Origin of the sequence: Streptococcus infantis ATCC 700779 (assembly GCF_000187465.1) — a bacterium.
Lineage (GTDB): Bacteria > Bacillota > Bacilli > Lactobacillales > Streptococcaceae > Streptococcus > Streptococcus infantis.
In genome coordinates, this window is record NZ_GL732439.1 from 1,825,797 (window position 1) to 1,844,030 (window position 18,234).

18 protein-coding genes and 2 pseudogenes are annotated in these 18,234 nt (G+C 35.1%); all 20 read left to right on the top strand.

All coding sequences use genetic code 11. The annotated features are described in order from the left end of the window. Positions 1-1,093, top strand: a pseudogene (locus tag HMPREF9423_RS12170) (T7SS effector LXG polymorphic toxin); the annotation flags it as partial. Positions 1,094-1,111: 18 nt separating this feature from the next. Then, positions 1,112-1,771 (top strand): DUF6572 domain-containing protein, encoded by a 660-nt coding sequence (locus HMPREF9423_RS11320; protein ID WP_006149485.1) that lies wholly within the window; start codon positions 1,112-1,114, stop codon positions 1,769-1,771. Positions 1,772-2,274: 503 nt separating this feature from the next. Beyond that, positions 2,275-2,553, top strand: a complete 279-nt coding sequence (locus tag HMPREF9423_RS11325; RefSeq protein ID WP_006149487.1) for a TIGR04197 family type VII secretion effector — start codon at positions 2,275-2,277, stop codon at positions 2,551-2,553. Continuing rightward, positions 2,550-2,909 carry a DUF3958 family protein gene (locus HMPREF9423_RS11330; protein ID WP_006149489.1) on the top strand — a complete coding sequence of 120 codons (360 nt, stop codon included), beginning with the start codon at positions 2,550-2,552 and terminating at the stop codon, positions 2,907-2,909. Before HMPREF9423_RS11325 ends, HMPREF9423_RS11330 begins: the two co-directional genes overlap by 4 nt. Continuing rightward, on the top strand, positions 2,899-4,536 hold the full coding sequence (locus HMPREF9423_RS11335; protein ID WP_006149491.1) for a T7SS effector LXG polymorphic toxin: 1,638 nt from the start codon (positions 2,899-2,901) through the stop codon (positions 4,534-4,536). Before HMPREF9423_RS11330 ends, HMPREF9423_RS11335 begins: the two co-directional genes overlap by 11 nt. A gap of 10 nt (positions 4,537-4,546) precedes the next feature. Beyond that, positions 4,547-5,161 (top strand): TipC family immunity protein, encoded by a 615-nt coding sequence (locus HMPREF9423_RS11340; protein ID WP_025170227.1) that lies wholly within the window; start codon positions 4,547-4,549, stop codon positions 5,159-5,161. Between the two features lie 4 nt (positions 5,162-5,165). After that, a complete protein-coding gene (locus HMPREF9423_RS11345) occupies positions 5,166-5,783 on the top strand; it encodes a TipC family immunity protein (protein ID WP_006149494.1) in 618 nt (205 codons plus the stop codon). Between the two features lie 260 nt (positions 5,784-6,043). Then, positions 6,044-6,241, top strand: a pseudogene (locus tag HMPREF9423_RS12720) (hypothetical protein); the annotation flags it as partial. 293 nt (positions 6,242-6,534) lie between these two features. Continuing rightward, entirely contained in the window at positions 6,535-7,110 is a 576-nt protein-coding gene (locus HMPREF9423_RS11350; protein WP_006149496.1) for a hypothetical protein, read from the top strand. 235 nt (positions 7,111-7,345) lie between these two features. Continuing rightward, positions 7,346-9,379: an ATP-dependent nuclease gene (locus tag HMPREF9423_RS11355; protein ID WP_006149501.1), complete on the top strand. Its 2,034-nt coding sequence runs from the start codon at positions 7,346-7,348 to the stop codon at positions 9,377-9,379. Continuing rightward, positions 9,361-11,283 carry a UvrD-helicase domain-containing protein gene (locus HMPREF9423_RS11360; protein WP_006149503.1) on the top strand — a complete coding sequence of 641 codons (1,923 nt, stop codon included), beginning with the start codon at positions 9,361-9,363 and terminating at the stop codon, positions 11,281-11,283. Before HMPREF9423_RS11355 ends, HMPREF9423_RS11360 begins: the two co-directional genes overlap by 19 nt. 43 nt (positions 11,284-11,326) lie before the next feature. Further along, positions 11,327-11,914, top strand: coding sequence for a hypothetical protein (locus tag HMPREF9423_RS11365; RefSeq protein WP_006149504.1), 588 nt, complete (start codon positions 11,327-11,329; stop codon positions 11,912-11,914). A gap of 578 nt (positions 11,915-12,492) precedes the next feature. Continuing rightward, on the top strand, positions 12,493-12,876 hold the full coding sequence (locus tag HMPREF9423_RS11370; protein ID WP_006149505.1) for a hypothetical protein: 384 nt from the start codon (positions 12,493-12,495) through the stop codon (positions 12,874-12,876). 229 nt (positions 12,877-13,105) lie between these two features. Further along, positions 13,106-13,276 carry a hypothetical protein gene (locus tag HMPREF9423_RS12470; RefSeq protein ID WP_006149506.1) on the top strand — a complete coding sequence of 57 codons (171 nt, stop codon included), beginning with the start codon at positions 13,106-13,108 and terminating at the stop codon, positions 13,274-13,276. Between the two features lie 531 nt (positions 13,277-13,807). Next, entirely contained in the window at positions 13,808-14,383 is a 576-nt protein-coding gene (locus HMPREF9423_RS11375; protein ID WP_006149507.1) for a DUF6287 domain-containing protein, read from the top strand. Between the two features lie 279 nt (positions 14,384-14,662). Further along, a complete protein-coding gene (locus tag HMPREF9423_RS11380; protein ID WP_006149508.1) occupies positions 14,663-15,253 on the top strand; it encodes a rhomboid family intramembrane serine protease in 591 nt (196 codons plus the stop codon). A gap of 157 nt (positions 15,254-15,410) precedes the next feature. After that, complete coding sequence (locus HMPREF9423_RS11385) at positions 15,411-16,097, top strand: XRE family transcriptional regulator (RefSeq protein ID WP_006149509.1); 687 nt, start codon at positions 15,411-15,413, stop codon at positions 16,095-16,097. A 3-nt stretch (positions 16,098-16,100) separates the two neighbouring features. Beyond that, positions 16,101-17,516, top strand: coding sequence for a Y-family DNA polymerase (locus HMPREF9423_RS11390; protein ID WP_006149510.1), 1,416 nt, complete (start codon positions 16,101-16,103; stop codon positions 17,514-17,516). Further along, complete coding sequence (locus HMPREF9423_RS11395) at positions 17,513-17,875, top strand: hypothetical protein (RefSeq protein ID WP_006149512.1); 363 nt, start codon at positions 17,513-17,515, stop codon at positions 17,873-17,875. Before HMPREF9423_RS11390 ends, HMPREF9423_RS11395 begins: the two co-directional genes overlap by 4 nt. Next, on the top strand, positions 17,868-18,161 hold the full coding sequence (locus HMPREF9423_RS11400) for a DUF5960 family protein (protein WP_006149513.1): 294 nt from the start codon (positions 17,868-17,870) through the stop codon (positions 18,159-18,161). Before HMPREF9423_RS11395 ends, HMPREF9423_RS11400 begins: the two co-directional genes overlap by 8 nt. Positions 18,162-18,234 lie beyond the last annotated feature (73 nt).

Below are 18,234 nucleotides of genomic sequence, written 5' to 3' on the forward strand. Positions count from 1 at the left end.
TAAGGCACGTTTTGAGGCCTTGGCTGCCGAGGACCGCGCTAAGAAGGGTTGGATAGACTTGGGTGTTGGCGTGTTCACGGCAGTGATTGGTATTGTAGTGATTGTATCAACTATGGGTGCTGCGACTCCTTTAGTTGTTGCAGGCGGTGTCGTGGGATTTGGGACGAGTGTCTATGGGTTATCTAATGCAGAAGAAGGGGTTCATAATATCGCACTTGGGAATGCAGGGGATATCCAGACCAAGGCAAGAAACCCTATCAGAGATACTGTATTCATGGGCAATGACAAGCTGTATCATGATGTTGGTGGTGCCTTTGTGATAGCGAGTGCTATCATGATTCCCATAGGGAAGACCCAGAGTGTTGTGCAAGGTTTGACAGAGTTTGCGATAGGGGAAGCAGGCGCTTATACAACGGGTCAGGCTGCTTACCATGTGACCAAGCTTGCGGGTGGAAGCGAAGAAGACGCCCAAACCGCAAACTTTTTAGGGAACCTGATAGGAGGGTATACAGCCTCTTCAGTAGCTAACAAGTTTAGTCTCAATAAGGTGAAAACTCAGTTCTCTCCTGAATGGAATGAATATCTAAATGAATTTCCAAAAATTGAAATTGATAAAAATAAAGTAGATGAGATTCTTAGAATAAGTCCTAATCCTGATGATGGCGTATTTAGACCTAACCCTCGGAAATATTTATCTAAAGAATACAGACAGGCTCACAAGGAATTATTTGATGATGGAGTTGCAGCCTTTGTGAAAGATGATTATTTCATTCAGAAATTTGGTAATTTTGGTCGAGAAGATGGGGCTTTTGTTTTTCCAAAAGATGTAGCAAAGGCTATGATTAAAGAGGCGGATGGAAATCCAAGGAAGTTAGAGGCTTTATTGGGGTTTGATGAGGGAAGTCTAGGAGACTCTCCTAAAATGGTACTTCCGCAGGAAGTACATAATTACAGAATTCCTGATGGAAATGAGGGAGGATCACGTGCCAATCCACAGTGGCGACCAGGAGGAAAAACATACCCTGGAGGAGTTCCTGAAGCAGTAATCGACCCAGTTCCAAAAGATAAGTTAACATTAGTAGACATTTGGTAAGCAACAAAGGAGATAAGAATGGAATCAATTTATGTAAGTCAAAAAGATATGTTGGAAATCTGTCAAGATGGTGACAAGTATTTTTTACGTTATCCAACTTTTAATATTACCTACCCAGAAGTGGTTCAAGAAATCCCAAAAGAAGCTGCCGATAGCTATATTTCGGGAGAACATACTGGCAAAGAGTTGATGAATTATGCGCAGTATGGTTTTTGGAAATCTAAAAAACAGTATACACAAGAAGAGTCAGACAAAATTTTTATACGAAATAATCCTGATCTAATTTTTAATGATTTATCTGATAGCCAAAAAATATTTTCTTCTGAAGAGTTTACTCAAATTGTCACCCAAGCCATCGTTTCAAAATTGAAACCTAGCGAACTTGACGCTATTGGTGTTGTAGATAGTCATTTAGAGTTACTCCTTGTGGATCCAATTGGTTGGGAGGAAGAGATAGAAGCGGTTCATTTGGAAATTTTGCAGGAAAAAATTAACAATTACATTCACTTCCTCGAAAGCAAGCAATATGTGGATCGATATGGCGATAGCTTTGACAAAAAAGTCATCCAAATTACTTTCCAATATTCTCCATCTGATAATGGACTAGCTTTTCTCGCAGCAGTTCAGAAGGTATTGCAACCAACGGATATGAGCTTGAAGGTAGAATTGCCAGAGTAAAAAAGGGAGCGGAAACGCTCTCTTTTTATGGTATAATGGAGAAGGATTAGATTTGTACCAGGAGCAATTCAACGAACTCTACCAGCTGGTGAAGTCTTACACGGCTCTATTGGGAGCGGATCTCGCTTTGATGACGGCTACAGGGAAAGAGATGTACCGAACTGATAGTGTCTTGGGTCAAAACATGTTTCCTGGTTTGCAGTAGGGAGGTATCATGAGTTACAATATAAAATTTGATGATATCACCTCTGTTCAAGTGGAAAGTCAAAAGACGATACCTCCAAGGTCAGGCCATGTCGAGTGTGTAAGCTTGTTGGTAAAAGTGTAAAAACTTTGTAACAAAAGTAAATCTGTGTGTAACTGCAACTTACTAGTTGCAGTTTTTTCTTTATACAAAAACTACATTAAAATGGTAACCCCTCTATAAAACATGGTATAATAGGCCTATATAGCTTAATGGAGTAAAAGTATCACAAGGGATTGAGAAAAAGGATAAAACAGTCATGTCAACAGTAAAAAGTGATCTAAATATTGCGCAAACCTATGCGACTCAGCTTAAAAATGCTTGTCAATCGTTAACAGCGATCGCTGCGGCTAGTCAAGATGACCTAACGACCCTTCAAGGGAATAACAAGGCCCATCAATGTCTGACAAAGGCTCAAAATCTAGCTAGTCAGATTACAACTGCTGTCACGCTAACTTCAGAACGACTGCACTCTGTAGCGAGCGATTTTGAGGCGCTAGATGAAGCGGGTGCCAATAGTTTTAGGAGTCATGCATGAGCAAGTTGGATGAGTTGAAGAACAGAGAGCGAGAACTCTTGTACCAGCTAGAAGACAATGGGAAAGAGAACTACCGCACCAAAGAACTAATAGAAACCTTTGAAGGATATGATAGAGCTAGCCACCGTTATCAAAGTGATTTGTGGGAGACTGCCTATCAGAGCCGATACGCAGGACAGTTGGAAGAAGCGCTCTTGCAAAGAAACCAACTCAAAAACCAAATCCTTGAGGACCTCAGCTACCGCATGGATGATTTGAAAAAAGAAAAGTTCCGGTTAGAGGGAGACTTGGATGCGGTTTACTATGAAAGACGAAAAGAACTAGAAAGAGAGGAGGAGAAACAACATGGGCATTGATATGTACCTAGAACAATCACAACTACAAAGTTCGAGTGTAGCGACCATGTGCCAATCTCAGGCGGAGGCTTATCAAGACTTGCAATCAGCCATTCAAAAGTTTTCAGAGGATACAGAGAGTCTAAAGGGCGACGCTTATGATTCGGCTAGAAGTTTTTTTGCAAGTGTCCTACTGCCCTTGAGTAAAGGGGGACAACTCTATGCGGAAACCTTCTCTCAAGCTATCAAGAAATTGCCAGAAGACTACCAAACGATGGTCGACAGCAAGAGTTGGCGGGAGGATGATCTGCTTGATAAGATCCGCCAGGAAGAGCAAATGATTGCTTATCTAGATGAAGTCAACCAATCTCTTTCTAGCTTGACCATGGATAGTGAAGAAAAGGGAAGATTGAGACGCAGTAATGTTGAACTCATGCGAGGGCATCATGCGAATAAACGTGTCTATGAAACGATTTTGAAAGACCTGCGTGCCTATGATAGCTACTCAGGAGGGTTTTTCGATGAACTAGACAGTATCGATGTGCAGTTGAGTCGTGGACTAGCTCAGATTGAAACGAGCTGGGATGCAAAAACAGGGGTCTTTAAAGTCCCATCTGACCTGACTTGGGCCAACTACCTGACTGCATATTCTGACACAAAGGATATGAAACTCAGTCGTCAAGAGAAGGCCTTTGTCCAGACCATGATGGCAGAATACGGCTTTGATGCAGAGACAGCCAAGCAGCTCCTGACTATCAAGCAAGGGATAGACAAGAAGTTCCCAACCTCTAGTCAAGAGTTCCGTGACTATATCTTTTTGCGAGTCGTCGGTGCAGCGTCTTACAACGAATCAAAGTGGGATGAGACTGCAGGCTATTTAAAAAATTATTTTTATGATGAGGTTGTTAGTAGTCCATCTACAGTTGAAAAAATGAGAGTAGAAAAACCACTTTTTGAAATTTTTAAAGAATTGGGATTGAAAGAAGAAAAGGCCAAAGAACTGTATTATAACCTTAGATTGCAACATGAGATGGCGGGTGGGAAAATTGATAATATAGAAAAAATAAAAGAAAACGAAATTGATTATAATAATGCCAAGTTTAAATACGAAAAAGTTTATGGTACTTCAGGTAGCTTTGACCAATTTTGGGACAGTAAGTTAAAGGCCTACTCTAACAATGGAGCTGGCCATGCAGACTTTACCCATCAATCCATTACTATGGCTACTCATCTAAATCCTAGCAGTTTCCAGTTATCTGATATCTATGGCGGTAGAGAGCATGTCAAGGATCTTTCGGGATGGGAGGGAGACACGACCTTTAACGCTAATGATATGAAGCCAAGCATCGGCGAAGATGACTACAAGGCAGACCTAGACTCGGTCAACCTTATCGGTCGGATACAGAAGGGGCAATCCTATGATCAAGCTATATCTTCTTACTATGCTGACCTTCAAAAAGACTCCTCTCAGAGAGAGAAAGAATTTTTGAAAAATAAGGATTGGAAAGAGGTCAAAGGCACAATCTATGCAGGGGTAGCGCCTGGGTATATACTGAGAAAGGGTGAGGCATCTATTAAAGAGTATATTGAGGAAAAATACCCAGAAGTATCCACATTTTTAAATCGTTTAGAGGCTGTGGCAGATTAGGAGGATGATGATGAAAAAAATATTCAGTTTAGTAGCGGTAGTCGTACTAATTGTATTATCCTGTTTCTACTTTTTTATCCGTCAACCTAAAAACATTTTTGATGAGATTTACCAAGAAACTGAGAAAACCTATCGAACAAATAATATTTTAAGGCATATAGATGGCTTTGAAATTAGTCCAGGTTGGCCAAGTGATGGAGAGTATTCTAAATATTATCCGTTTGGAACTTATAATAAAGACCATACCCCAGAAGAGTATTTTGAAGTAGAAATTAGTTTTAATTTTGCTACAAAAACACAGTTAAGTTCAATCTCATTTGAAAAGCGAATCGGGCCAAACGTTAGAGTTCGCTTATGGAATAAATATATTCGTAAGGATCGTGTTTTGAAAAAATTTGTCAAAATAGGTTTGAAGAAAGCAGATACGGAAACTTATATCGAAGATGAGGCCCAAGTGAAATCCTACCTAGAGCAGTATGGTATCACTGCCAAGGATTTGGATTCTTACTACGACGAAATCGTAAATCAGAAAGTCCTGAAAGATTGGTGCTCGATTTATGACAGCAAGTACTCGCCAACAAATTATGGTGAGGTGAAAGTCGAAACCCAGTGGGAGAATTGGTGACAATATGAAGAAGATCCTAGGTTTAGTAGCGGTAGCCGTACTAATTGTATTGTCCTGTTTTTACTTTTTTGTGCGTCAACCTAAAAACATTTTTGATGAAATTTACCAAGAGACGGCAAAAAATTATTTGGGCTATTATAATTTCAATGAATTAAAAAATGTGACAGTAAAAAATCGAAAGCTTTATGATTCGAATATGAATGAAACGGATAAGTATGAATCAATAATAACATACGATGATTCCTCTCTTGGAAGCGATGCGAAGAACTTAGAACTACGATTTAATTTTGATGGTAGTAGTAAAGGTATGAATATTTGGTTTGAAAGATATGCTAACTCAGGAGAAAAAATTAACTTTGTCATTCATTACGGATTTAAGAAAAAAGTACTAGTTAAAAAAATTATGATTTATGAAAATAGTTCGAAAACATATATTGAAGACGAGACGCAAGTGAAATCTTACTTAGAAAAGTACGGTATCACTGCTAAGGACTTGGATTCTTACTACGACGAAATTGTCAACCAAAAAGTCTTGAAAGATTGGTGTTCTATTTATGACAGCAAGTACTTGCCAAGCAACTATGGAGATGTCAAGATTGAAACCCAGTGGGAGAATTGGTAGTAAGTTGTATAAGAAACTGTGAAATAACTTTCAAACAGTTTTACTCATTTTTATTAGGCTATTTAGAATAAGACAGTATATGCTTTCGTTCCAAAGTATTATTTAAATGTTGTTTCTATCACTTTCGTTCTATAATATAGAAGTTTGCTAGCACGACATCTCGAGTATGCGCACTTACCTAGTAGAGGTGCATGGAACTCTGCTTCAGACACTGGTCAATTTGATGAATGACTACTCAACTAACCTCCTATCCAAATTTTGAAGAACATTTAAAACATATCCTAGAAAATCAAGTTTATGGATTTGTGCCTTCACCATTTATCTATAATATTTCCACTAATTTTATCTTTGGAAATCTCTCCTAAAATATCAGTAGAAAGAACTTTGTTCTAGAAAATACCATTCCTGCTGCTAAAGAAGGACGTATCCAAGAATTAGTAGATAAATATTTTGAGTAGTAGTTGATTGAAATTAAAACTTACGAAATTGTACAAAGAACTTTCGTATCTAAAAATATAAAAAGAGGTCAAGTTAAATCTTGACCTTTTTTGATTAAAGAGTATATTATCGTTGTTTAGGTAGAATAAAACAGAATCAGAAAATATAAATATGTATCATATCGAATTCTATCATCTCGGTTGATCAATAAATATTTATTTTATATTTATTAAATTAAAATATTATTTTAGTGTTAAATATCTATTGTTGGTGATATAATTTAAGAGAAGTTTTTTATAAGGAAGTTTTTATTATGGTTATTAACAAAATTAATTTAGTTATACCAAATGATATTCAAAAGGGCATAGAGTCAGGGATATACAAACAGTTTGGTTCTATTATCAGAAATAATAAGGGACAAATTATTAAACATCTCAAAGCTGTGGATCTTTCAAAAGATACTGCAAATAAATTAGTTGGGAACAAAGCTGTAAAAATGAGTCTAGTTGGTGCAGGGGTTGTAGCCGTAGGAGGTGTCGCTTATTTTGGTTATCATACTATTAGAATGAACAATCTAACAAAATCTTTAATAAAAAGATTGACCCAGTATTTAATCATAGCTCAAAAAGGTGAGTTGACTGAAAAAGATGTTGACAAGTTTCTAAACTTCTTAAACAAAAATGAATCTATGCTAAAGAAATTAGAATTAGATACCTCTCTTGATGAATTATTCTTATTGGTTAAGACTTATACAGAACAGTTTGCTGAAGCCAATAACTATGTGTATAATAAAAAATTTAAAACAAAGACTAATCATAAAGATAAAATTATTAACTTAAAAGAGTATCTTGAAGTGCAAAAGGACATTTATGATTCAGAAGTAGTTTAGTTTTTTATTATAAAATATTAGATGCTAAAACAAAATAGTCTCAATTCTAATTTCTGAAATTATTTTTTTAACAAGTATTTTCATTCAAATCATATTTTTTCAATTATAAATGATTTATCAGAATACGAAGGGCGATATAAAATGCTTCAAGTATACTGACAATAGGTTTAAAAAATATAGAAATTAGGACGCTACGATTGAGGGGATTTTTTGGAAATGAAAAAAGGTAGAATTTATGAGAATTAATAAAATTAATATTCGAAATTATCGTCTATTGAAGGATTTTTCTTTAGAATTGAAGAGTGAATTGTCGTTAATTGTTGGGAAAAATAATTGCGGAAAAACCTCAGTTTTATCTGTATTGGAAAAGGTAATTAATAAAAGATCTAGTTTAACCTGGGAAGATATAAATTTAAATCATAGAAAAGTAATTTTTGAAAATATAAAAAAGGTCTCGGACATTCCTGACTCGGAATTAGAACCTACTTTAGGAATCAACCTTCAAATATGGATTCAGTACTCAGAAGAAGATTCTTATCAAAACATCCAGCCATTTATGATGGATCTAAATCCTGATAATAATTTTATTATACTTGAATTTACGTATACAATCCCTATTCAAAAACTTCGTGACTTAAATTATCAAGTTAGTGATTTTATAGATGATTTTTCAAAGTTTGAGTTGTTCATGAAGAAAAATATGAGTAAATTTTTTGAAATGCAGGTTTACTCGCTGGGATACAATCCTTCTACTCAAAAATTAACAGAAGAAAAATCTAATTTACTTGAAATGAAAGATGTTCATAAAATTATTAAAGTAAGAGGGATCAGTGCTAGTCGAGAAGTCTCTAATAAAGAAAATAATCATTCATTGTCTAAGACGTCAAATCGATTTTATAAATTAAATAATGGTGAAGATATTGACACCAATGCAAATAATTTACTTCAATCTGCAATTTTAAAGGCAGATGAGACTTTAACGAAAGCCTATAGTGGTGATGATAGCAACGAAGGTATATTTACTCAAGTCTTTGAACGAGTAAAAAAATTTGGTGGAAATGATAGTGAAGCAGAGTTGGCAATTCATTCATCACTGTCTGAGAAAGATATTTTAAGTAACAATACGACGCTATACTATAAGCATGATGATAGTCTATTGCCGGAAACATATAATGGCTTGGGGTATTTAAATCTATATGGAATTATTTTTGAAATTGAGACTGTAATGGCAGATATAGAAAAAGATCCTGCAGATATTAACCTAGTTTATATTGAAGAGCCAGAATCGCATACACATCCACAATTACAGTATATTTTTATCAAGAATATCAAAGATTTGTTAAAAGTACACGATGATGAACTAAAAACACGCGGAGCTACTAGTGGTATTCAAACTTTAATTACGACTCATTCCTCTCACATAGTTTCTGATTGTAACTTTGATGATCTAATTTATTTTAAACGTGATAACGGCACAGCAGTATCAAAGGCTTTTAATTCATTGAAAGAAGAATATGGTGATGAACAATTAGGATATAAATTTGTAAAGCAGTACCTTACTCTCAATAGTAGTGAATTATTTTTTGCTGATAAAGTCATTTGTGTTGAGGGTGATACAGAAAGAATTTTAATTCCTACGATGATGCAAAAGGTGGATATATCCAATCCAATAAATCGAACTTCTAACACAATGCCATTGCTTTCTCAAAATATTTCAATCATTGAAACAGGTGCTCATTCACAAGTGTTTAGGAAGTTATTTAATTTTTTAGGAATAAAAGTATTGATAATTACAGATATTGACCCAGCGAATAAAAATGGAAATAATCGCTTGACTTCTTGTTCAGCAGTAGAGGCTACTTCTACGACAAATGCTTCAATTAAAAGCTTTTTTGATATTTCTGGAGATGAAGTTTTTTCAATAGTAGCTCAAAAGAGTTTTGAAGAAAAAATAACATCAGATAATAGAATTCGTATTGCCTACCAAATTCCTGAAGATGAAAATACTTATCAGCCTGCTAGTTTTGAGGATGCCTTTATCAGTTTAAATAAACAATTCATTATTAATCAAAAAGATGGTCTTATTAAATTTGAAGCTTTAAAAAACTTCGATGATAGTGAAATAGAAGATTTCTATAAATTTGCTAGGGATAAAGTGAATAAAAAATCTGCATTAGCGTCAAGTTTATTATACTTTGAAGATGATGGAAATACTTGGAAAGTGCCTAAATACATTTCGGAGGGGTTGTTATGGTTGAGAAGACAATAGAACCGGAAGTAGAAATGGTATTTGAAGCAATTAAAGAAGATAAAAACTTCATTCTTGAAGGTGGTGCTGGAAGTGGAAAAACTTTTTCATTAATTTCCATAATTGAAAAAATCTCAAGAGATGAACCAGACAAATCCATTGTATGTATTACTTATACTAATAATGCTGTTGCCGAAATTAGAGAGCGGATAACTAATGATAAATTAAAAGTATCAACGATTCATGAATTTATCTGGAGTATCATTGGACAATTTCAAAATGAAATAAAATACTGTTTAATTGATCTAATAAATGATGATGAGCAGAAAGAATTTATTAGACCTCTTGATTATCCAAGTGAAAGTCAACTTACAGATACTTATTTTGAAAACATTCGTGTAGATTATGATGAGCGTTATTCAATGAGTATAATTGATAATCGCGTTCAAATTAGTCATGACCATATTCTATTAGTTGCTGAAAAAATGTTTTCTACTTATCCTAAGTTATGCGACATTTTGATCGATATAGCTGATTATATTTTTGTAGATGAATATCAAGATACTAGTCCGTTAGTTGTAAAAATTTTATTGGAATATATACAGAATAGAACAAAGAAAAATATTGTGGGATTTTTTGGAGATTCTATGCAAGCCATCTATGACTCAGGAGTAGGAGACTTAAGTTCGTATAATCTAATAAAGATAGCAAAAGCTCAAAATCGTCGCAATCCTAAAAAAGTTATTGATTTAGCTAATAAATTTAGAGATGATGGATTGGTTCAAACTCCATCCAGCGATGATACAGCACCTAATATGGATAATGGGAGTATCATTCCAGGAATAGTGAAATTTATCTATGGGAATGATATTAATCAACTTGAAATTCTTAGAGGTAGTCAACTTTATAGAAAGTTAGAATTTAATGCACCCTCAAAAACAAAAGAATTGCGCCTGACACATAAACTTAATGCAGAAATGGCAGGTTTTTCTAAGTTATTTGAGTTATATAATACTGATTTATTTGTAAAATTAATTACAGGTATAAAGAAAAAAATCAATGAGAACAAGATAGTTGATAATGGAAAATCATTTAAAGATTTAGTAGAAGAAGCTCAAATAGTTGTTAGAAGGGGAGGGCCCTTAATAGTCGATGAGATTAAATCCACTTCAGAACTATCAGCTTTTTATGATGAAATTAAAACGTGCTCGTTTGAAGAAGTTAGTAGTAAGAGTAAAATTAATAAAGAATCGCTATTATCTTATAAATTTAATGGATTAAGTAGTAGATATGAAGCGGGCACAGATAGGGATAGAATTCTTAAAAGGTTGGATTTAGTCTATGAGCTAGTAAAACTATATAAAACAGGTAAGCATAATGAATTTTTACGTATTACTAAGTTTAAAATAACTTCGTCCAAAGATAAAATTAGTCTATCAAATGTTATGACAGAAATCTCTGCTGATGATATCACAATTGGAAGAGTAATAGAGCTTGCAGAGGAATGTGAACTAATTTCAAAGGATGACTTATTTACTAATTTTATTAAAAATAGAGGACATTATTTATGGTCGCGGCTTAAGATAATGCCGTTTCAAGAATATGTAAATAGTATTGATTATCTCAGAGAATATGTATCTGTTATAACGCAACATAAGGTCAAAGGCAGTGAATATGAGAATGTCTTAGTTTTATTAGATAATGGGAAATGGAATCAATATAATTTTGATACCTTGTTTGGAAAAGGTTCTTCTAATGAGAACGTTCAAAATAGAACTAAGAGGTTATTCTATGTTGCAATTACTAGAGCGATGAAAAATTTAATTGTTTACATGCCGAGTAATGATCGTCAGATTATTGAAAAAGCAAAAGATTATTTTGAAGAGAGTGATATTGTTGATGTTCTGTCATTAGTTGATGAGTAAATGAACTTTAACAATTGTTGAACTGAAAGTTGAAGGAGCAATTATGATTACATTGGAAAATGATTTACTTGAATTTGATATTACAGGTGTTCTAGGTTCTGAAATTAATCAGCACATTGATTTTTATAATACCGGAGTAGAAGAAGCTTATGTGGCAATAAAAAATAAAGATGACAGTACAGCACTGTCCATTTTAAGAATATTAAAATCACAACTAGATATGGAGTATGAGTATTTTGATTCTAAAAGGTTTTGGGATTTTGGTAAATTAAATGATGCTTACAGTTATGTTGATGGTATAAATAGAGCTAGTCGAGCATTGGTGGGAGCACCCAATTATCGAAATATGAAATCTATGCTCTATGACATTCAAGATTATATGACTAGAACAAGATTTGATGATGATAGGTATTATGGAAATGTATTCGCCTTAGCTGTTGACAAATGTTTAGATGAGATGACAGCCTCGGAACGTCATTCGCGTTTTGGAATATTCCTTCAAGGGATTAGAACGTTTTACCATCGACCAGGAAAAGGTACAGCAAAACAATGCATTACTCTATCTAAAGGTCTCACTCTTAAAGATATAGAACCTTTTATCTTCGTAGAGCATATTGAGAGATATTTGTGATAATTTATAATGCACTTCGTATATCAAATGTACAAAACAATAACAATTCAAATGGTGTGAACTTTTTGGTAAAATCTAGCTCAATTTGTGTATTTTTAGGGTAAAATTCACACCATTCAACTGAAATATATTCAAATTAGATGAAATTGTTCTTTCTGAAAGCGTTGGAAAACATTGATTTTAAGCCCATCTTGAAACTTATTCAAATAAAAGTGTTTCCAACCAGGTCTTAAGAAAGCTCGTAAAGCATCACAATTTAGTAAACGTTAATTCGAAAGAATTACTATACTTACAAAGAGCACCTTTCAAGGTGTTCTTTTTTAAATTTTCTTACTAAATTGGTGCAATTGATACCGTTGTTGCGACTTTAGTCGCTTACAAATGTGGCTGCAATCTGACAAAGTCAGTTGCCTCAAAACGTTAATCAATACGATACTATTGATGTTTACGGATCTTTAAGGATCTTTAAGGATTTTCTCTTGGATGTCTTTTTTGGGGGCAGAACTTGACTATGTATGAGAAGTTGCTACGTAATAAACTAACTATTTCTACTGTAAGACCTAGAGGGGGTACGAATAATGGAAAATAAAACTATATATACTCTTCCAATGTTTTCTTCACTTCTGTCTGAGTTACCTAAAATAACTTTTTCAGGTACAACTATTTGTATCAATTTAAAGGGATATGACTGTGATGATATCTATTCAGAAGTTGAATTGATCTTTCAAGAAGTCCACTATTTTTCAAAGACGAACGCATTGTTTTCGGCAAACACAATCGAAGCTTATGATAAAGTTTTAGAAATATTTAATTCATCAATTATACTACAGTTAATGGAAGCCAACAGGAATCTTTTTGAAGAAATGAACAAGCGTCAAGAATTAAAACATTTTTCTTTATATCTTGATGGTTATGATGGATATAATATAGTTTGCAAATCCATAGAAATCAAAGAGTTATAAGATCTTAAGACAATAAACAATTAGCAAATTAGAATTATCAAATAAAGAACACTTGAAATTGATTCAAGTGCTTTTACTGTTCAATAGGCACAAAGTTCCCCAACAATCATTCGAATAATGCGAAACTTATCAGATTTTTATTAGAGATAGTGAAGAATTATGTATTCTTGATATTGATAGAGATTCGGGTTTTAAACGCTATGAAGCCGACTCTTTCTTTGAGGCGCTTATGAACTATCGTCTGGATTTGGAGAAAGAAGGAGGGATTCTACAATGTAATGGAGCTGACAGGTGTGTATTTCCCTCTCCGATGCAGATGAATTTTGGAGGAGAAAAAGCCTATTTCTTAGAAATGGGAAAACAAGCCAGTTTAAACAATGTTTATGAGATTTTTGACTAAGATAAACCAAACTTAAACTGTGTCAGTGTCGCAGAACAGAAACAATTTTATGATGACTGGTTTACTAGCTTAGTAGGTGGGAACAATTAACCCCTCAGCTTTAAAGGAACGATTAGAAAAAATCTTAGTAGCCTATGTCTTAGTCCTTGTGACAGATGAAAGAATTGTAGATAGACATTATCAAAGAAGATTTGGAGAATGCTAGTTGAAATTAAACTAAAGACTTACTTAGTTCATATTATGGGGAGTATCTAAAGAGAGATGATTTCGACTGGATAGATAGTTGGGGAATTAGAGGACTGAATGTTGTATTATAAAACAATTTGGAATCATAGGAATGACTATGATCCGATCATAATGTACTCAGAAATAGACACAGAATGTTTCGAAATACTTCATGGTTCACAACATGGGGTGTTTTTTGATGATTTTTAGCAAAATTCACCCTAGTAGTCTTTGTCTTATATAACCTGTTCCTAGTATCAGTTTAGTATGATATAATTAAATACGAATAATGTAAAGGAGTTATAAATGAAAATAGGAAAAGGCATTAACTGGCTGTTGATTTTATTATGTTCCTTAATCCCGGTAGTACTGATAAGTTTTATGTTCTTCTTTAATCATAAGAAGCAAGATGTAGAAGCAGTAAATGCTCCCACAACGGAACAGGTTTCTACTACTAGTACGACAGCGACTAGTACAACAACCACTAGTTTAACGACTACCCAAGATAGTGTTATGACTACGGAGGAAAAGCTTTCGACACAAGAAGAGCAAACGAATGCTAGATCACAAAAAATAGATGATCAAGCAATTCTAAACGGGGATTACTCTACTCTAGTTGGAACTTGGAGAAATGGACTCGGGCAAGAGTTTACATTCGATAAAAATGGACTAGTAAACAGTGGAAATATTGAAAAAGTGCGCATAGGGAACCATGGAACGATTGAATTCAGCATTAGAGATGGTATCTCAGGGTATGGAATGAGTATTTATCCTGCTGGACTTATTATGGATGGGTTAGATACTGATTTAACTAAAAATAGGCTTATTGCTGGTCAATCTGCTCCAACCAGATCAGAACAAGTTTTTTATAAAGTAGATTAAATGATTGACCATCTCATCAAATTTGAGATGGTTTTCTTCTTTATTTGTGAGTCATTACCGTTTTATGAAGATGAAGTAAGTAGGGTTTAAAATTAGATTTATGTATTTTCATAGAAAAAATAGTTGAGATTTAGAATACATTTTTAAGTTTATGAAAGGTATCAAAAAATATTATAAGTTTTAATCTTATTCATTAAATAAAATTTATAGATGGAGTGGTATAATAGTGATGAATAATAATCAGCAGAAATTAGAATTCTTTGAAAGTGTATTCATCATATGAAAAAAATTATGAAAATTGCTCCTATTGTCAGTTTTTTATTAGGGATCTGTTTATTGTTTGGAATTCTTGCTACTTTTTATGGGAATGTTATATATGATTTATTTGCATTTCATTCAAAACCATTTTATTGTTGGCACTATTTTAGTGGTACATTTATGCATGGAAGTAAGGAAGCGCCAGTATGGTTTATATGGGTTCACTTAGTTTTGAACGCTTTAATGCTAATTCCTTTTGGTGGGCTGTTAGAATGGAAGAGAGGATCTAAATATGTATTTTTTGTTTTTATTACTTCTATGGTGATATCTTCAATTGTATTCCATGTATTAACACAAGACCGAGATATTCAGGCATCGGGTGTTTCCGCTGTTGGATATGCTTTTGTAACAGGTGGAGTGCTGAACATGTTTGATATATGGAAGAATTTCAGCGTAATAACCAAAATCTCCTATATTCTTTTACTTCTTTTATCCATTATTATGCTTCTACCAAATATTACAGGTTGGCTTTCGACTTTTCTTCATATATCAGGTATTGTCAGCTACCTTATTGTTTCTGTAGTAAGCAACTATCGTAAGAAAATTGGATAGTATCGTAATTTTGTAGAGATTAATGAAGCATGCTTTAAACCTCAACATTCCCAGTAGACATTTGTCTACTTTTTTTATATAATAAAACTAAACCAAAATGGTTGAATTTTAAAAATAGAGTCAACCGACGATGAAAGATCAAACTAGGAGCTAAATCATGTACCAACCAGAAAAACTCAAAGCTCGGAGAAAAGAGTTAAAGCTAACACAAAAAGAGATTGCAGAGCAGCTTGGCATTAGTTTTCAGGCTTATTCGGCTTGGGAGCGTGGAGTCAAGGAACCTTCTAAAGAAAAAGTTAAACAGCTAGAAGAGATTTTAAAAGTACCAAAAGGCTATTTCACCCAAATCGAAATTGTCCGTCTTTATAATAGCCTTTCCAATAAAGGAAAAGAAAAGGTGGTAGTTTATGCTCGCAACTTGGCCCAAGAAGAACAAGCCAAGAAGGTGACTGCTATTTCAGAAAAACTCTACGAGTATCATGTCTATGAACGCATGTCAGCTGGGATTGGTGCTTCGGTTTATGATGATCGAAACTTTGATACGGTTTATTTCAATGAAGAACTGGCTCACGATTTTGCTTCCTGGGTCTCTGGAGATTCCATGGAACCCAGGTATCAAAATGGTTCAGTAGCTCTGATTCGAGAGACTGGATTTGATTATGACGGAGCTGTCTATGCAGTGGTCTGCAATAACCAGACCTATATAAAACGGGTCTATCGAGAAGATGATGGTCTGCGTTTGGTTTCCATTAATCCTAAATATAAGGATATTCACATTTCTTACGAAGAAGATCCGCGGATTGTGGGAATTATCGTAGGTAATTTTGTACCGATGGAGGGATAGCCTATGGGCTACTTTGATTATTCCAGAGAGCCCAAAAGTGATATTGCCTTTGTCGATATGAAGTCCTTTTATGCTAGCGTTGAGTGTGTAGAAAGAGGGCTCCATCCTCTCAAAACCTCCCTTTGTGTCATGAGTCGGGCGGATAATTCTGTTGGGCTGATTCTTGCCTCCTCGCCTATGTTTAAAAAGGTTTTTGGGAAAGCAAATGTTGGTCGTGCCTATGACCTCCCCTTTGATATCAAGACGCGTAAATTTTCCTACTATAATGCCAAAAAACAAGGTTTACGGACAGACCCGGCCTATGTGAAATTTATCGAAGATTGGGCTCGGGTGACCGTGATTGTCCCTCCTAGGATGGATAAGTATATCGCAGTTAATATGGAAATCCAAGGAATCTTTCAGACCTATGGCAGTCCAGATGATATTTATCCTTATTCAATTGATGAAGGCTTTATTGACCTAACCAGTTCGCTTAATTATTTTGTCCCGGACCAGCAGATTTCTCGAAAAGATAAGCTAGATATGCTTTCGGCTCGTATCCAGAGAGATATCTGGCGGCAGACCGGGATTTACTCAACAGTCGGTATGTCGAATGCCAATCCCCTGCTTGCTAAGTTGGCCTTGGATAATGAAGCCAAGCACACACCGACCATGCGAGCCAATTGGTCTTACCAAGATGTGGAAGATAAGGCCTGGTCCATTCCAAAGATGACCGACTTTTGGGGGATTGGGCATCGGATGGAGAAGCGCTTGAATGCCTTAGAGATTTATTCGATTAAAGAATTAGCCAATAGCAATCCTGATGTCCTGAAGAAAGAACTTGGTCAAGCTGGACTTCGCCTATGGTTTCATGCCAATGGGATTGACGAGAGCAATGTTCATAAACCCTATAAGCCAAAATCTCATGGTCTAGGCAATTCGCAAATTTTACCGAGAGACTATGTCAAACAGCGAGACATCGAAATTATCCTCCGAGAGATGGCTGAACAAGTGGCTATCAGACTTCGAAGGGCCGGAAAAAAGACGACAGTGGTCTCTATTCATCTTGGCTTTTCTAAGCAGGAGCAAAAACGCTCTATCCATACCCAGATGAAGATTGAACCGACCAACAGCACGAGTCTTTTAGTCAGCTATGTATTGAAATTATTCCATAGCAAATACACTTCTGGGGCCGTCAGGAGTGTTGCCGTTAGTTATTCAGGATTTGTGGACGAGTCCTTTGGTTTGATTTCCCTTTTTGATGATGTTGATAAAGTAGAAAAAGAAGAAAGGCTCCAGACTGCCATTGATTCCATTCGAGAACAATTCGGCTTTACTTCTCTTTTGAAGGCGACTGCCTTAGAGGATGCGTCGAGAAGTATTGCCAGAAGTAAGCTTATCGGAGGACACTCTGCTGGAGGATTAGATGGACTAAAATGATTGATCGCTCTTATTTGCCCTTCCAATCCGCGAGGGATTATCAGGATCCAGGCATGCAGAAGTGGATGGGCTTTTTTCTATCGGAGCATACCAGTTCACTCAGTGCAGAAAAAAATCGTGTGGATTTATCAACAGATTTGAATCCTGTCGAGAAGTTGTTGCTGCTTTCCCAGCTCTACGTTGGACGACTAAAAGGCTCTTTTATGGTCAAGGAGAAAAATCATAAAAGCACGATATTGGGCGAAGTAAGAGAATTATCTCCTCAAGAAATCTCTGTTAGAACGGATGAAGGCTATCGATTAATAAGGGTAGATGATATTCTCACCATTCAACTTTATCAGGAGGAAGTTGATGACTAGAAAAGAGTTATATGAAAACAAATTGCAGATGGATTACTTCTCAGATGACTATATTCGATTTGAAGAAGATTTCCAAAAATACTCTGCCATGAATGTACCCCTGACTTTCCTAATTGACGACATCCTACGAACCATGGCCATCAACCAAAAGAACTACTTTGTCTTAAACAAGGAAAATGCCAAGGACGGTAGGGAGCATCGGTTTTATTTTAGGGTGAAGATGGAAAAAGATTGTCCACGTACTCGAACCTATGCTTATCTTGGGCTAAAACAAAACTGCCCGTAGATTGCATAGGAAATACCGAAACATTAGTAAACATGGTATAATGAAGGAAATTCATGAAGTATTACCTGTGAAC